The 16202-nt window shown below is 34.3% G+C and carries 14 protein-coding genes; 9 read left to right on the top strand and 5 right to left on the bottom strand.

Going from position 1 to position 16202, the window contains the following annotated elements; all coding sequences use genetic code 11:
* Positions 1 to 15: 15 nt before the first annotated feature.
* From Q0739_RS04835 to Q0739_RS04825, 3 genes are read right to left on the bottom strand one after another with little or no spacing between them, the layout of a single operon-like run.
* Complete coding sequence (locus Q0739_RS04835; protein ID WP_298237572.1) at positions 16 to 225, bottom strand: helix-turn-helix transcriptional regulator; 210 nt, start codon at positions 223 to 225, stop codon at positions 16 to 18.
* A 3-nt stretch (positions 226 to 228) separates the two neighbouring features.
* Positions 229 to 708 (bottom strand): DUF2975 domain-containing protein, encoded by a 480-nt coding sequence (locus Q0739_RS04830; RefSeq protein ID WP_298237571.1) that lies wholly within the window; start codon positions 706 to 708, stop codon positions 229 to 231.
* Positions 709 to 710: 2 nt separating this feature from the next.
* On the bottom strand, positions 711 to 1262 hold the full coding sequence (locus Q0739_RS04825) for a DUF2975 domain-containing protein (RefSeq protein WP_298237570.1): 552 nt from the start codon (positions 1260 to 1262) through the stop codon (positions 711 to 713).
* A gap of 166 nt (positions 1263 to 1428) precedes the next feature.
* Here Q0739_RS04825 and Q0739_RS04820 point away from each other — a divergent pair, with 166 nt between their 5' ends.
* The 8 genes from Q0739_RS04820 to bioB all read left to right on the top strand — a co-directional run bounded on the left by Q0739_RS04820 (position 1429) and on the right by bioB (position 9724).
* The gene (locus Q0739_RS04820) at positions 1429 to 2571 is read left to right on the top strand and encodes a pyridoxal phosphate-dependent aminotransferase family protein (RefSeq protein WP_298237569.1); all 1143 of its coding nucleotides are present in this window, start codon (positions 1429 to 1431) and stop codon (positions 2569 to 2571) included.
* A 48-nt stretch (positions 2572 to 2619) separates the two neighbouring features.
* Complete coding sequence (locus Q0739_RS04815; protein WP_298237568.1) at positions 2620 to 3045, top strand: DUF2007 domain-containing protein; 426 nt, start codon at positions 2620 to 2622, stop codon at positions 3043 to 3045.
* Positions 3042 to 3650, top strand: a complete 609-nt coding sequence (gene bioD, locus Q0739_RS04810; RefSeq protein WP_298237567.1) for a dethiobiotin synthase — start codon at positions 3042 to 3044, stop codon at positions 3648 to 3650. The genes Q0739_RS04815 and bioD overlap by 4 nt, the downstream gene beginning before the upstream one ends.
* An 83-nt stretch (positions 3651 to 3733) precedes the next feature.
* Positions 3734 to 4999: an adenosylmethionine--8-amino-7-oxononanoate transaminase gene (gene bioA, locus Q0739_RS04805; RefSeq protein WP_298237566.1), complete on the top strand. Its 1266-nt coding sequence runs from the start codon at positions 3734 to 3736 to the stop codon at positions 4997 to 4999.
* Between the two features lie 21 nt (positions 5000 to 5020).
* Complete coding sequence (locus Q0739_RS04800) at positions 5021 to 6208, top strand: beta-ketoacyl synthase N-terminal-like domain-containing protein (RefSeq protein ID WP_298237565.1); 1188 nt, start codon at positions 5021 to 5023, stop codon at positions 6206 to 6208.
* A gap of 60 nt (positions 6209 to 6268) precedes the next feature.
* Positions 6269 to 6901: a hypothetical protein gene (locus Q0739_RS04795; protein ID WP_298237564.1), complete on the top strand. Its 633-nt coding sequence runs from the start codon at positions 6269 to 6271 to the stop codon at positions 6899 to 6901.
* Positions 6870 to 8549, top strand: coding sequence for a flotillin family protein (locus Q0739_RS04790; RefSeq protein ID WP_298237563.1), 1680 nt, complete (start codon positions 6870 to 6872; stop codon positions 8547 to 8549). Before Q0739_RS04795 ends, Q0739_RS04790 begins: the two co-directional genes overlap by 32 nt.
* A gap of 80 nt (positions 8550 to 8629) precedes the next feature.
* Complete coding sequence (gene bioB, locus Q0739_RS04785; RefSeq protein WP_298237562.1) at positions 8630 to 9724, top strand: biotin synthase BioB; 1095 nt, start codon at positions 8630 to 8632, stop codon at positions 9722 to 9724.
* Between the two features lie 82 nt (positions 9725 to 9806).
* Here bioB and Q0739_RS04780 read toward each other — a convergent pair whose 3' ends face one another.
* Together Q0739_RS04780 and Q0739_RS04775 are read right to left on the bottom strand one after the other, a co-directional pair.
* The gene (locus tag Q0739_RS04780) at positions 9807 to 10310 is read right to left on the bottom strand and encodes a 30S ribosomal protein S16 (RefSeq protein WP_298237561.1); all 504 of its coding nucleotides are present in this window, start codon (positions 10308 to 10310) and stop codon (positions 9807 to 9809) included.
* A 135-nt stretch (positions 10311 to 10445) separates the two neighbouring features.
* Positions 10446 to 11507: a lactonase family protein gene (locus Q0739_RS04775; protein ID WP_298237560.1), complete on the bottom strand. Its 1062-nt coding sequence runs from the start codon at positions 11505 to 11507 to the stop codon at positions 10446 to 10448.
* A gap of 167 nt (positions 11508 to 11674) precedes the next feature.
* Between Q0739_RS04775 and dnaE the strand changes: the two genes are divergently transcribed.
* Entirely contained in the window at positions 11675 to 16060 is a 4386-nt protein-coding gene (dnaE, locus tag Q0739_RS04770) for a DNA polymerase III subunit alpha (protein ID WP_298237559.1), read from the top strand.
* The last annotated feature ends 142 nt before the right edge of the window (positions 16061 to 16202 follow it).

The raw sequence follows: 16202 nt of genomic DNA, 5'->3' as shown, positions 1-16202 counted from the left end.
TTCAATACTTCAATTTCACTCAGCACAAACATACTCTAAAATATCAGCAGGTTGACACTCTAAAGCTTTGCAAATAGCTTCTAAGGTTGAAAAACGAATAGCCTTAGCTTTTCCAGATTTCAATATTGAAAGATTGGCAGTAGTAATACCAATAATTTCAGCCAATTCTTTGCTTTTCATGTTACGCTTGGTAAGCATGATGTCTAGGTTTACAATTATTGGCATGGGCTAAATGGTTAAGTCGTTTTCTTGTTTTATTAAACTTCCATTCTGAATAATATCTGAAATTATATGTAAGCTGAAACCAACTATCATAAGTAGAAGGTTTAGACCTAAATTTCCAAAAAGAACAATGTTTTCTGATTGATAAGCAATCATAAGGTCAAAGATTAAACTTAAAACACCTGAAATTAAAAACAACTTACCCGCAGTTTTAAATTTTAGTCCACTTCCTTTATTGAAAAAGCCATTTTTTATAGTTATTCCCAAACCTCTTTGTATAAAAATCAAGCCAATAAACGTTATTATAGAAAAAGTTAAGGTCATAAACTGAGTATAATATCCAAAAATAGAATTCTTATGAAACTCGTCTGAAATATTGATGAAATCTGGTGCAAAAAAAGTTAGATAAATAGAAGTTACAAAATGTATCATAAAAACAATGATAAGTATTTTTACAAACCCGTTTAAAAAATTAATTTTCTTCATAGTTATATGGTTAAATCGTTTTCTTTCTTCAACAACCTACCTTCTTTAAAAATCTCTGCCATTATAAATGATAATAAAACAAAAAGTAGTGGAGTAAGAGAAATTGAAGTTCCTCTATAACCACCAAATTTGAAAGTCATAGAATGATAACTAGTTAATAAAAAATAAGCGAAAATATATTTTCCAATTTTTCTAAAAGCCTTAATAGTATCTTGCTCAAAGGTTTTAACTTCCTTAACCGAAGTCATTATTTTTTGAAACGCTTTAAATGGTAAAAATAATACAATCAATATAGCAACATATTTCACATAATTTAAGTATAGAGAACTTGTTTTTATGTCTCCAAAAACATAGACATCTTTATCTGCACTTTTAGGATTTACTTTCCATTTTCTCAAACTAGAATAATTATAATCTTTAAAATTAAAACTCACTTCCTTTCCTTTGTAAAAACTACGATCTACTTGCAAATGAATGAAAAAAGTCGTTAAACCAATAAAAACTATTACGAGGAAGAATCTAATAAATTTACAGACTATTATTGCTATATTCAAAAGGGTGTTTTTAGTCATTATACTAAATAATTATTGTTTAACGATAACAAAAATATATAAAATTATCGAAAAACAATAATTTTTAATTAAAATATTTTAATTTAATTCGTATTAGACCTGTCAGGTTTTAAAAACCTAACAGGTCTTTTTTAGTATCTTTGAGCTTATGTTTCCTAAAAAACTCCAACAAAAATTAGAAGAGCGCAAAGCTAATAATGCCTTACGCAAACTTGGAGTACAAAGTAATTTGATAGATTTTTCATCAAATGATTATTTGGGATTTTCTAAAAGCGAAACTATTTTTAATAGCGCTCATGAGTATTTAGTAGGACACAATATTATACAAAATGGATCGACGGGATCGCGTTTACTTTCTGGAAATAATCAATTATATAATATTATAGAAGCTATGCTTGCTAGTTTTCATAATAGTGAAACGGCGCTAGTTTTTAATTCGGGCTACGATGCTAATGTTGGTTTCTTTTCATCGGTTGCCCAACGAGGCGATATTATTTTGTATGACGAATACATACATGCTTCTATTCGGGACGGTATTACAATGAGTAATGCTAAACCCTATAAGTTTAAGCATAATAATATAAAAGACTTAGAGTGTCACCTTGAGCGCAGTCGAAAGGTCTCACGAGAAACAAATATCTACATCGCCACAGAATCCGTATTCTCTATGGATGGAGATACTCCAGATTTAACCTTAATGTCACAAATATGTAAAACATATAATGCGTTTCTAGTAGTTGATGAAGCACATGCATTAGGTGTTTTTGGTGAACAAGGAGTTGGTATTATTCAAAATTTAGGGTTAGAAAAAGACATTTTTGCTCGCATTATTACTTTCGGAAAAGCCATGGGTTGCCACGGATCAGCAATTTTATGTAGTAAAAATTTAAAAGAATATTTAGTAAATTTTTCGCGCAGTTTTATTTATACTACAGCATTACCGCCACATAGTTTAGCTACAATTCATACTGCTTATCATGAATTAATAATAAGCGAAAACTTAGATAGATTACATCAAAACGTACAACTTTTTAAGTCTGAAATTGTTAAAAATAAACTTCAAGATATTTTTATTGAATCTCATTCAACAATACATTGCTGTATCATTTCGGGTAATAACAAGGTAAAATCTATTTCAGAAAAACTTCAAGATAATGGGTTTAATGTAAAGCCTATATTATCTCCAACCGTTCCAAAAGGTAAAGAACGATTACGTTTCTGTCTGAATAGTTACAATTCCCCTCAAGAAATCACCAAAGTCTTAAATCTACTTGCTACTTTTGTAACTTAGCTACCTTGAACTTGTTTTAATTTTTCATAAAACAGCAAATATCATTATATGAATAATACTTTTAAAACCATAGCTAGGTTTCAATATTCATCCGAAGCAGAAATAATAAAAGGACGTTTGGAAGCCGATGGTATTCAAGTTTTTCTGTCTGATAACTTAACCATAGACACCGACCCATTGGTAAGTAATGCCATTGGAGGTGTGAAATTAAAAGTATTATCCAATCAAGCCGAGGAAGCAGAACAGATTTTAGAATCTATAAACAAATATTCTGTTGACGATAATGGAAGTACTATAAATTGCCCAAATTGTAATAGTGAAAAAACACAACTGTATTCTACTGTAAAGGATGGTAAATCTTTTTTTGCGTTTATTTTTGCACTTATCCTTAATCTATTTGTTAATATTCTACCTTTTTACACAAAGCATAAATATAAATGTGAAGATTGTAAAACAGAATTTGATTTAAAATGAGCACATATTTCATCACAGGAATTTCAACCGATGTAGGTAAAACAGTAGCTTCAGCAATTATAACCGAAGCCTTGGAAGCTGATTATTGGAAACCCGTTCAAGCTGGGGAATTGGATAACTGCGACACTAAAAAAGTGGAACGATTAGTTTCAAATACCAAATCAAAATTTCACTCAAATGCGTATGCATTAAAAACACCTATGAGTCCGCATGCGGCTGCTGATATTGATGGTATTCAAATTGATATTAAAAAAATTAAAACTCCAAAAACAAATAATCATTTAGTTATTGAGGGGGCAGGAGGTTTGTTGGTACCATTAAATGATAAAAACACTGTTTTCGATTTAATACAACCCCATTATAAAGTTATAGTGGTTTCAAGACATTATTTAGGAAGTATAAATCACACATTATTAACCATTCAGGCGTTAAAGAATAAAGGTTTTGATGTGTCTATAATTTATAGTGGAAACAAACACCCAACTACTGAAGCTATCATCAAAAAAATGACTCAAGTTCCAATAATTGGAAGGATTGATGAAGAACCGTATTTTGATAAAAATGTAGTAAAAGAGTATGCTGATTTGTTTAAGAATAACTTGTAACTGTCGTGCCTGCGAAAGCAGGAATCAGCAATACAACGAAAAAATTAAAAAATAGATTCCTGCCTTTTCAGGAATAACAAAATATGAATTTACAAGAACGCGACAAAAACCACCTTTGGCATCCATTAACACAGCATAAATTACATCCAGATAGTATTGCTATTACTAAAGCAAAGGGTTGTGTTTTAATTGATGAAAATGGGAATGAGTATATAGATGCCATTGCATCATGGTACACTTGTATGTATGGGCACTGTAACGAATACATAACCAGTAGGGTGTCAAAACAAATGCAAAAGCTCGATCAAGTAGTTTTTAGTGGATTCACCCATGAGCCTGCCATCAAATTATCTGAAGCACTCATTAAAATCCTTCCAGAAAATCAAAACAAGATATTCTTTAGTGATAATGGTTCTACATCAGTCGAAATTGGCATTAAAATGGCTTTGCAATACCATTTTAATAAAGGTGAAAAGCGAAATACATTAATCGCTTTTGAAGAAGGATTTCACGGAGATACTTTTGGAGCAATGAGTGTTTCAGGATTATCAGTTTACAATGGACCGTTTGAAGATTTCTTTTTAGAAGTTAAACGAATTCCAGCTCCTAATGGAGAAAACAATAATGAAATTTTAAAGTATTTAGAAGATATAATAGTGACCAATAATGTAGCAGGGTTTGTTTACGAACCCTTGGTTCAAGGTGCAGCAGCCATGAAAATGCATGATGCTGAAGGTTTAAACGGTATTTTAAAATTATGTACCGAGAATAATATCGTTACAGTAGCAGATGAGGTAATGACTGGTTTTGGAAAAACAGGAAAACATTTTGCTTCACTTCATCTAGAAACCAAGCCAGATATTATCTGTTTAAGTAAAGCCCTAACAGGTGGTTTGTTGCCAATGGCTCTTACCACATGTTCACAGAAAATTTATGATGCTTTTTTTAGTGATGATATTAGCAAGGGCTTATTTCATGGGCATACCTATTCTGCAAATCCGTTGGCTTGTACAGCGGCTTTAGCGAGTATAGAGTTGCTGCAAACCGATGGTATTCAAGAAAACATTAAAATTATTATAGCATCGCATCAAGACTTTGGTAATCGTATTCAAAGCCACCCTAAAGTAAAATCTATTCGTCAATTGGGAATTATCTTCGCTTTAGATTTGAATGTAGAAATGGAACGCTATGGAAATCTTCGCGATAAACTCTTTAAGTTTTTTATGAACAACGGTATTTTTTTACGTCCATTAGGGAACACTATATATATTCAAGCGCCTTATGTAATTACTAAAGAACAATTAGATAAAGTCTATCAAGTAATTGAAGATGCACTAGAAATAGTATAACTTAGTAGCCAAAATAATTTCTTGCAAAAACCAATTTCAATAACAGCTATTTCATCTATTTCTCCTCTAGGAAAATCTTTAAGTGAGGCATGGAAAAGATATCAAAGTGATAATCATTTTATCATTGAAAAAATATTCAATTCATCATCTGTTTTAGTAGCAGAAATTCCTGAGGATGCAAAAAAAGAGATTGAAGCTTTAAGACAATCAGATAACAAATATAAATCTTTAGACGCTACTGTATTGTATGCTATCTATGCATCTAGAAAAGCAATTAAAAATGCTAATTGGAATTCTTTAGATAATTTCGGAATCAACATAGGATCTTCTCGAGGGGCTACATCACTTTTTGAAAAATATCATGAAGGGTTTCTTAAAAACAATAAAGCTAAAACGTTAAGTTCGCCAACAACCACTTTAGGGAATATATCATCTTGGGTGGCGCACGATTTACAAACGCAAGGTCCAGAAATAAGTCATTCTATTACCTGTTCCACAGCATTACACGCTATGCTAAACGGTATTGCATGGATTAATTCTGGAATGAGTGATAAATTCTTAGTAGGTGGTAGCGAGGCGCCATTAACACCATTTACCATTGCTCAAATGCAAGCGTTAAAGATTTATGCAAAGACAAATTTAAACCACAATTGTCATTCTGAGCCTGCCGAAGAATCTTTTCCATGTCGTGCTTTAGATCTCGAAAAGTCAAAAAACACAATGGTTTTAGGAGAAGGAGCTTCCATGGTCTGTTTAGAAGCAGGAAAGAAAGACAATGCGTTGGCAATAATTAGAGGCTATGGTTATGCAACTGAGATCTTGAAACATAACATTTCAATTTCAAGTGATGCACAATGTTTTCAGAAGTCCATGAAAATGGCAATGGGTGACATGTCTCCAGATGATATTGATGTTGTGGTTATGCATGCGCCAGGGACTATTAAGGGAGATTCCTCTGAGTTTAATGCGATAAAAAAAATATTTTGTAACAAACTTCCTGCATTGACTACTAATAAATGGAAGGTAGGTCACACCTTTGGAGCGTCCGGGGCTCTTAGTATTGAATTTGCTGTACTCATGTTGCAGTATCAAAAGTTCATAGGTGTTCCTTATTTAGAATCGCAAAATACTCCAAAAAAAATAGAGAATATTTTAATTAATGCTGTCGGATTTGGCGGAAATGCGGTGTCTATTTTTCTTTCAAAATAAAATTGTAAAACTTTATAAAGATTGTATATTTATTAACTCATATTTTTAATTAATTTAACGATGTCAGATTGGTTTTCTAGTTTAGATTTATTGTCGAAAATTTACTGGTTAATAGCCATTATCGGGTCGCTAGTTTTTACTATTGTAATTATACTAGCCTTTACAGGAGGAGATGCAGATGAACTTGAAGGAGTTGATTCAGAAATTGAAGGTGATGCTGGTATAGGATTTCAGTTTATAACCTTTAAAAATCTTGTTGGATTTTTTACCATTTTTGGATGGAGTGGTATTGCTTGTATAGAAGCAGGGATTTCTAAGCCTTTAACATTTATTATTTCTACATTTTTCGGTTTAGTTATGATGGCTATTATGTCTGCCATGTTTTACTTCATGTCAAAATTAAGCGATAGTGGTACTCTTAATTATAAAAATGCATTAGGAGCTATTGGTGAAGTTTACCTCACTATAGGTGCAAGCCGTTCAAAAATGGGAAAGGTGACTGTTAGAGTTCAGGGGACATCAAGAGAATTAGATGCTTTAACAGATTCTTTAGTTGAATTAAAATCTGGAACCATCATAAAAGTAGTAGATGTAACTAGTAACGGTATATTAATAGTAGATCAAACAAGAAAACCAATAGAACCATTAAAACAACACACTTATGAAATTACTGATAATGCAGGAGGGCTTTAATTTAGGATTTCCTATGGCTCTTATTTTTGGAGTATTATTTATATTCCTATTTTTAATTATTTTAATAAAGCGCTATAAACGCTGTCCATCAGACCGTATTTTAGTAGTTTATGGTAAAGTTGGTGGAGGTCAATCAGCCAAATGTATCCATGGTGGAGCAGCATTTATCTTGCCAGTTATTCAAGATTATGAATTTCTTGATTTAACCCCAATATCTATTGAAGTCAATCTTGTCAATGCTCTATCAAAGCAAAACATCCGTGTAAACGTACCATCACGATTTACCATTGGTATTTCTACAGAACCTGGAATCATGCAAAATGCAGCAGAAAGACTATTAGGTTTAGGGCAAAATGAAATTCAAGATTTAGCTCAGGAAATTATATTTGGTCAATTACGTTTAGTGGTGGCGTCTATGGATATTGAAGAAATTAATTCTGATAGAGATAAATTTTTAGCAAATATCTCGCAAAGTGTTGAGTCAGAATTAAAGAAGGTAGGTTTAAAACTTATCAATGTAAATATTACCGATATTGTTGATGAGTCTGGTTATATAGAAGCTTTGGGTAAAGAAGCAGCTGCGCATGCTATTAATGCAGCACGTAAATCTGTAGCAGAAAAAACTAGAGATGGATCTATTGGTGAAGCTAATGCTGTTCAAGATGAAAGAACTCAAGTAGCAGAACTACATGCTAAGGCTAAGATTGGAGAAGCCAATGCGATGCAAAATGAGAGGACTCAGATAGCCGCAGCCAATGCGCAAGCCAAGATTGGAGAAGCTAAAGCAAGTCAACAAGAAAGGGTGGAAACTGCAAGTGCCATAGCTTTAGCTAAAATTGGAGAAGCAGAAGCTTTAAAAGATGAAAGAATTAAAACTTCTGAAGCTAATGCAAGAGCTATTGATGGGGAAAATATTGCCAAGATATCTATAGCAGAGTCTGATGCACTGCGCAGAGAAAGAGAAGCTGAAGCAGAAAAGCGTGCTATAGCGGCTGAAAAAGTTCAAGCTGCAAAAGCTTTAGAAGAGGCTTATGCAGCCGAGAAACTTGCCGAAGTAGCTAGATCCGAAAGAGTCCGTTCATCTCAGTTAGCAGATATAATTGTGCCAGCTGAAATTGATAAGAGAAAAGTTGAAATTGATGCCGAAGCAGAAGCTGAAAACCTCAGAAGAATAGCTAAAGGTGAAGCAGATGCTATTTTATTGAAAGCACAAGCAGAAGCGGAAGGTATTTTTGAAGTACTAACTAAGCAGGCAGCAGGTTTTGATCAAATAGTCAAAGCAGCAGGAGACGACACGCAGAATGCAGCACTATTATTAATAGCAGATAAGCTACCTGAGTTGGTTAAATTACAAGCTGAAGCTATTAAAAATATCAAGATAGACAAAGTTACTGTTTGGGATAACGGAGGAACAAAAGATGGAAAATCATCAACAGCAAACTTTCTGTCTGGAATGTATAAATCTGTACCGCCATTACAAGAAATGTTTAATATGGCAGGAATGCAATTGCCTGAGTATTTAAAGGGGAAAGACATAGTTTCAATTGAAGATGTTAGCTCTGAGGAAAAACCTAATTCAGATAAAAAAGAATTGAATAAGCCTAATAATAAAAAGCTACCTCCTAAATCTGGTGACGTAGATTCTTAAATTTGAAATAAATAAACTTAAATAAATTCCGCTACACCAGCGGAATTTTTTACTTTTGAAAATACATTAATTGCGATTTTATGAGCGAGACAAAACACAATTGGACTAAAGAAGAAATTCTAGAAATATATAATAAACCTTTAATGGAGTTACTTTATGATGCTGCTTCTGTGCATCGTTTACATCACGACCCAAATACGGTTCAAGTCTCTACATTGTTGTCTATAAAAACAGGTGGCTGTCCAGAAGATTGTGGGTATTGTCCCCAGGCAGCACGTTATCATACCGATATAGAAGGCAATGATTTAATGTCGGTTCAACAAGTTAAAGCTCAGGCTTTACGAGCAAAGTCTAGTGGGAGTTCACGTGTATGTATGGGTGCAGCATGGCGGAATGTGAAAGATGGCGAAGAGTTTGATCAAGTTTTAGAAATGGTGCGTACCATTAATAAATTAGATATGGAAGTATGTTGTACATTGGGTATGATAACTGAAAACCAAGCACAACGTTTAGCAGAAGCAGGTTTATACGCGTACAACCATAATTTAGATTCCTCTGAAGAATATTATAAAGAAGTCATTTCTACACGTGGTTTTGAAGACCGTTTAGAAACCATTGATAATGTGCGAAAAACCAATGTAACTGTTTGTAGTGGCGGTATTATTGGTATGGGTGAAAAGGTTGAAGATAGAGCAGGTATGCTAGTAGCCTTATCAACCTTGAATCCGCAACCAGAATCGGTACCTATAAATGCATTAGTGGCTGTTGATGGAACACCTCTTGAAGATCAAGAACCAATTTCTATTTGGGATATGATTCGTATGGTAGCAACCACAAGAATTGTGATGCCAGAAACACAAGTACGTTTAAGTGCAGGAAGAACACAAATGACAAGAGAAGGACAGGCTATGTGTTTCTTTGCTGGTGCCAATTCTATTTTTGCTGGTGATAAATTATTAACAACGCCTAATCCCGATGTAAATGAAGACATGAAAATGTTTGAGTTGCTAGGATTAAATCCTCAAAAACCATTTATAAAGAAAATGCAGCCAGAAACAGTTGAAGCTCAAGATTCGCAGTATCAAGCTTTAGGAGAAAAACCAAAATGGACACGACCTGAACATACCATTGAACGTAACGAAGTGGCAAAAGAAAAAGCGAAAGCTGTCAAGTAAATTACTTGATATTACAAAATAGCATAAAAAAACTCCGACACTTAGTATCGGAGTTTTTTTGTAAAGTATAAAAATGTATTTTTTATTCTTCTTCGTTTGAAGCTTCAACTTCTGCAGCTTCCTCTGTTTCTTCAATAACAGGAGCAGCAGCAGCGATTCTTGCTTCGTTAACTGCTTTTTCAGCAGCTAGTGCATCAGCTTTAGCTTTAGCTTCAGCATCAGATAAGCCATCAGCTTTAGCTTGTACTTTTGCTGCTTTTTCTTCTAACCAAGCAGTGAACTTTGCTTCTGCTTGCTCTTCAGTTAAAGCACCTTTCTTAACACCTCCTGCTAGGTGATTCTTTAATAAAGCACCCTTGTAAGATAATAAGTTTTTAGCCGTGTCAGTAGGTTGTGCACCATTCTGTAGCCATTTTACAGCACCATCAACATTTAATTCAACTGTTGCTGGATTTGTGTTTGGATTGTAAGCACCTAATTTTTCTAGGTATTTACCGTCTCTTTTTGAACGTGCATCTGCTGCAACGATCCAGTAGTAAGGTTTTCCTTTTTTACCGTGTCTTTGTAATCTAATTTTTACTGGCATAATAATTAATTATTTGAGGTTCTCGACCTCGGTTATTAATGAGGGCGCAAATATATTATATTTTTTTGAATTATTTAGCCTTTTTCTGTTTTGAAATGTTATTTTTTAAACACTGATAATCAGTAGATTTAAAGGCTAGAACAATAAGCAAACAGGACTTGGTAAATCTATGGCATGCAGAAATGATAGCTTACCCGTTTTAGGGTCTATTTTAAAGACTGAAATATTCGCACTGTTTTGGTTAGCAACTAACATAAATTTACCAGTTGGATCTAAAGTGAAGTTTCGAGGCCAATCGCCATGAGTACTTATATTTTGTATTTTATCTATCGTACCCGTTTCAGTATTTCTTTTAAAAACGACAATGGAGTTTTCTCCACGATTAGAGCCGTATAAAAAACGCTCATCTTTAGATAAGTGAATATCGGCACAAAAGTTTTTCCCTTTGTAGTTTTCATCTAAAGTAGAGTCCGAATCAATTTGTTTAAACCCATTGTCAGTTTTTTTAACCGAAGTTATTGAGCTTCCATATTCATTAATAATATAAATAAACGCACCGTTTTTTGATATGGAAAAGTGTCTTGGTCCTGGGTTATCTTGAATTTCAATAATACTTGGAGACTTTAGGGTGTATAAATTATCTTTTAATTTGTATTGATAAACTGCGTTTCTTCCCAAATCTGAAATAAATAAATCGTTTTTAAAAAATTGAGCCGAATGAACATGTGAAGCTATGCTATCTATATTGTGGTCTAAAACTTGAAACGCCTCAGTCAAGAGCCCGCTATTTAGTACAGAATGTAATGAGGCATTACCACCAGTATAATTTGACACAACAATCTTATCTCCAGAATCATTAATAGTAACATGACAAGGGTGAGCACCATTTACGCTTACTGTGTTTAAAGAAGTTAAATTCCCTTCCTTTTCAACTTTAAAAGATGTAATAGCACCATTTTCATTTTCATTTACAGCATAAATATGTTTTTTATCAGGTGAATAAGTTAAAAATGATGGGTTTTCTGAAGTTGCCGCTAAGTGCTTATTACTTAATTCTCCAGTTTCGGTATTAAATTGAAATTGATAAATCCCTTCACTGTCGCCATTGGTGTAGGTTCCAACATACAAAGTCGTATTTGGGTTAGAGCAGTTGAATAAACATGAAGTAATACCGAGCATGAGTAATATGAATTTCATATAAAAAGTTTTAATATTCTAAATTAGTGTAATTTATTTAAACAGAGATGAAAGATTTGTTCACAACTCTTAAAAACTTCATTTTAAAAAAGTGTAAATTCTGCCTATTTTTATACATTTCGTTTTTATTCTAAACGAATAAACAAATCAACACATAAACTTACGAAATGTATTTAATCTTCGATACTGAAACCACAGGATTACCAAAGCGTTGGGATGCGCCAATTACAGATACTGATAACTGGCCAAGGTGTATTCAAATCGCGTGGCAACTCCACGATGAGATGGGGAATTGTATTGAGAGTCAGGATTATTTAGTAAAACCAGAAGGCTTTAATATTCCGTATGATGCCGAAAAAATTCATGGTATTTCTACGGAATTAGCACAAGAACAAGGAGTCCCTCTAGCTGAGGTTTTAGAAAAATTTAATGAAGCTTTAGGGAAAACTAAATTTGTTGTTGGGCAAAACTTGAAGTTCGATTTAAACATCATGGGGGCAGAATTTGTGCGTGGTGATGTTGAAAACGTGTTACAAGAACTTCCTGTTTTAGATACTTGTACAGAGCATACGGCTGGATTGTGCCAAATTCCTGGTGGACGTTATGGTAAATTTAAATTACCAACATTAACAGAACTTCATGAGTTTTTATTTAATGTGCCGTTTTCTGAAGCGCATAATGCAACAGCCGATGTTGAGGCAACTACACGTTGTTTTTTCGAGTTGGTGCGTTTAGGGGAATACACCAAAGAACAGCTGGATGTTGCCCCTGATTATTTTGAGAATTTCAAAAAAGAAAATCCCGATACCATTCAGTTTATTGGTTTAAAGCACATCAATCTTAAAAAGGAGAGTGCCAAAATCCGTGAGCGTATTGAAAAAGCAAAATCTGGAATTTCATCAGAAGATATTCAACAAAATGTATCTGATTTAGCTGATGTTGATTTTGTGCATTTGCATAACCACTCCCAGTTTTCGGTGTTGCAATCCACCATGAGTGTTTCAGATATTGTTGCAGCAGCTGGCGAGCATAACATGCCTGCAGTAGCTTTAACCGACCACGCGAACATGATGGGTGCCTTTCATTTTGTAAATGCAGTAAATAAGTTTAACGGTGGAGTAAAAGCAAAAATAGCCGAAGCCGAAGAAAAAGGAGAAACTACAGATGCAAAATTGATAAAACCCATTGTAGGTTGCGAGTTTTTTGTGTGCGAAGACCATGCAGATAAATCTAGAAAAGACAACGGATATCAAATTGTATTACTGGCTAAAAACAAAAATGGCTATCATAATTTGGCAAAATTATCCTCTCATGCCTTTGTGGATGGCTTTTATTATTTGCCAAGAATTGATAAAAAACTCATTCAGCAGTATAAAGAAGATTTAATTGTGCTGACTGGGAATTTATATGGAGAAGTCCCAAGTAAAGTATTAAATATTGGCGAAAATCAAGCTGAAGAAGCTTTGCTTTGGTGGAAAAATGAATTTGGAGACGATTTGTATGTCGAGTTGATGCGCCATAATCAAGAGGATGAAAATCGTGTTAATCCAATCTTGATTAAATTGGCGAGAAAGCATGAGGTTAAGCTGGTTGCATCAAATAACACTTACTATAGAAATCAAGAAGATGCTAATGCACATGATATTTTATTGTGTGTAAAAGATGGCGAAAAACAAGCCACACCAATTGGTAGAGGAAGGGGGTATCGCTACGGATTACCAAATCAAGAATATTATTTTAAGTCTTCTGAAGCTATGAAGACATTGTTTCAGGATGTCCCTGAAGCGATAAAAAATGTTCAAGAAGTGGTTGATAAAGTGGAAGCATTTCAATTAGCTCGTGATGTATTATTACCTGCTTTTGATATTCCAGAAGAGTTTAAGCATGAAGAAGATGCAATTGATGGAGGCAAGCGTGGAGAAAATGCTTATTTAAAACATTTGGTGTATGAAGGTGCTAAAAAACGTTATGGTGAAACACTTACCGAAGAAGTTACAGAGCGTCTCGATTTTGAGCTGAGTGTTATTGAAAATACAGGTTATCCGGGGTATTTCTTGATTGTTGAAGATTTTATTCGCGAAGCCAGAAACATGGATGTATCGGTAGGTCCTGGAAGAGGTTCTGCTGCTGGTTCGGTGGCGGCGTATTGCCTTTGGATTACAAATATAGACCCCTTAAAGTACGATTTGCTTTTTGAGCGTTTCTTAAATCCAGACCGTATTAGTATGCCCGATATTGATATTGATTTTGATGATGAAGGTAGAGGTCGTGTGATGCAATATGTTATCGATAAATATGGAAGTAATCAAGTGGCGCAAATTATTACGTATGGTACTATGGCTGCAAAATCGTCAATTCGAGATACAGCACGTGTACTAGATTTGCCATTGTTTGATGCCGATAGGATTGCGAAATTAATCCCAACCATGTCTAAACTCGGAAAGATTTTTGGGTTGGATGAAAAAGAATTAGGTAAGAAGTTTAGAGCTGAAGATTTAGAAAAAGTTAACGAACTTTTAAATATTGCTGATGGTAGTGATTTACAAGCTGAAACGGTAAACCTCGCCAGAACGCTTGAAGGTTCTGTTAGAAATACAGGAATTCATGCCTGTGGTGTCATTATTACTCCAGATGATATTACCAAATTTGTTCCTGTTGCAACAGCAAAAGATTCCGATTTGTACGTCACGCAGTTTGATAACTCGGTAGTAGAAGATGCTGGATTATTGAAAATGGATTTCTTGGGATTAAAGACCTTAACTTTAATCAAAGACACTGTTAAAATTGTAAAAGCAAAACATGATATTCAACTAGACCCTGAAAGTTTTCCTTTAGATGATGAAGAAACGTATGCTTTATTCCAACGCGGAGAAACTGTTGGTGTATTCCAATACGAATCGCCTGGGATGCAAAAACACCTTCGGGATTTAAAGCCAACGGTTTTTGAAGATTTAATTGCAATGAATGCCTTGTACCGTCCAGGGCCAATGGAATATATTCCAAGTTTCGTTCGAAGAAAACATGGTGATGAAGAGATTGAGTATGATTTACCAGCCATGGAAGAGTACTTAAAAGAAACCTATGGTATTACGGTCTATCAAGAGCAAGTGATGTTACTGTCTCAAAGTTTAGCAGGTTTTACTAAAGGTGAAGCCGATGTACTTCGTAAAGCGATGGGTAAAAAGCAAATTGCTGTACTTGATAAAATGAAACCTAAGTTTATCGAGCAAGCCAGTGCAAATGGTCATGATGCTAAAATTTTGGAGAAGGTTTGGAAAGATTGGGAGGCTTTTGCGAGTTACGCCTTTAATAAATCGCACTCCACATGTTACGCGTGGATTGCTTACCAAACCGCGTATTTAAAAGCACATTACCCTGCGGAATATATGGCTGCAGTATTGTCTAACAATATGAACGATATCAAACAAGTGACATTCTTTATGGAAGAATGTAAGCGTATGAAGTTGGATGTTTTAGGGCCAGATGTAAATGAAAGTTACTACAAGTTTTCGGTGAATAAAGATGGTGCGGTACGTTTTGGTATGGGCGCCATAAAAGGTGTTGGTCATGGTGCGGTAATGACGATTGTAGAGAACCGTAAAGAGGATGGGCACTACAATTCTATTTTCGATTTTGCAAAGCGAATTGATTTACGGGCTGCCAATAAAAAAGCTTTTGAAAATTTAGCTTATGCAGGTGGTTTTGATGGTTTTGGAGATATACATCGTGCGCAGTATTTTCATGATGATGGTGATGGGATTACCTTTTTAGAAAAAGCGATTAAGTTTGCCCAAAAGTATAAAGAGAATAAGAATTCTGCACAAATAGATATGTTTGGAGAGCAGAGTAGTGTGCAATTTTCTGAACCCGAAGTGCCACCATGTGAAGAGTGGGGTACGATGAAGACTTTGAGTAAAGAACGGGAGGTTGTTGGGGTTTATATTTCTGGACATCCGTTGGATGATTTTAAAACCGAAATGAAAACCTTTTGTAACGCTACGGTTGGTATGTTTAATAATTTAGAGCCTTATGTAAATCGCGAATTGGTGTTTGGTGGTGTAGTTACCGATGTGCAACACCGTGTAAGTAAACAAGGAAAAGGATGGGCATTATTTACTATTGAAGATTATACGGATAGTTATGAGTTTAGAATTTTTGGCGAAGAATATTTGAAGTTCAGACACTTTTTATTACAGAACAATTTTGTGTTTGTAAAAAGCTTTGTGCGTGAAGGTTGGACAAATAAAGATACTGGGAAGAAGAGCGACCCACGATTACAGTTTAATAATTTCCAGTTGCTGCATGATGTGATGGAGCAGTATGCCAAAAAGCTTTCTATACAGGTTGATATTAAAGATTTGAGTGAACAAAAAATAATAGCCTTAAAAGAGTTGTTGCACATGCATCCTGGAAACCAAGCGCTGAATTTTTTGGTGTATGATACCAAGGAAAAAATGAAATTAACTATGCCTAGTAGAAGGCAAAAAGTTAAGGTCTCACAGGAGTTGTTGAGTGAGTTGGAGGCTCAAGATGTTCGGTTTAAGTTGAATTAGTTGCCTTTCATAACGCTGAGCTTCTGTCTAGGCCTAAAAGAGATGCACTAAAAACATCGTGTAATGAAAACAATACAAATCAAAAAAAAGCAAAACAATGACCTTATTGTTTTGCTTAATTTATAAATTTAAACCTTTAATA

The sequence above is a fragment of the uncultured Algibacter sp. genome, from assembly GCF_947487605.1.
Classification (GTDB): domain Bacteria; phylum Bacteroidota; class Bacteroidia; order Flavobacteriales; family Flavobacteriaceae; genus Algibacter_D.
This window is presented reverse-complemented; position numbering and strand designations above follow the sequence as displayed.

Bases quoted from the DNA above. Each gene is read 5' to 3' on its own strand.
- Q0739_RS04835 (WP_298237572.1), bottom strand. From the start codon at position 225: ATGCCAATAATTGTAAACCTAGACATCATGCTTACCAAGCGTAACATG.
- Q0739_RS04830 (WP_298237571.1), bottom strand. From the start codon at position 708: ATGAAGAAAATTAATTTTTTAAACGGGTTTGTAAAAATACTTATCATT.
- Q0739_RS04820 (WP_298237569.1), top strand. From the start codon at position 1,429: ATGTTTCCTAAAAAACTCCAACAAAAATTAGAAGAGCGCAAAGCTAAT.
- Q0739_RS04815 (WP_298237568.1), top strand. From the start codon at position 2,620: ATGAATAATACTTTTAAAACCATAGCTAGGTTTCAATATTCATCCGAA.
- bioD (WP_298237567.1), top strand. From the start codon at position 3,042: ATGAGCACATATTTCATCACAGGAATTTCAACCGATGTAGGTAAAACA.
- bioA (WP_298237566.1), top strand. From the start codon at position 3,734: ATGAATTTACAAGAACGCGACAAAAACCACCTTTGGCATCCATTAACA.
- Q0739_RS04795 (WP_298237564.1), top strand. From the start codon at position 6,269: ATGTCAGATTGGTTTTCTAGTTTAGATTTATTGTCGAAAATTTACTGG.
- Q0739_RS04790 (WP_298237563.1), top strand. From the start codon at position 6,870: ATGAAATTACTGATAATGCAGGAGGGCTTTAATTTAGGATTTCCTATG.
- bioB (WP_298237562.1), top strand. From the start codon at position 8,630: ATGAGCGAGACAAAACACAATTGGACTAAAGAAGAAATTCTAGAAATA.
- Q0739_RS04780 (WP_298237561.1), bottom strand. From the start codon at position 10,310: ATGCCAGTAAAAATTAGATTACAAAGACACGGTAAAAAAGGAAAACCT.
- Q0739_RS04775 (WP_298237560.1), bottom strand. From the start codon at position 11,507: ATGAAATTCATATTACTCATGCTCGGTATTACTTCATGTTTATTCAAC.
- dnaE (WP_298237559.1), top strand. From the start codon at position 11,675: ATGTATTTAATCTTCGATACTGAAACCACAGGATTACCAAAGCGTTGG.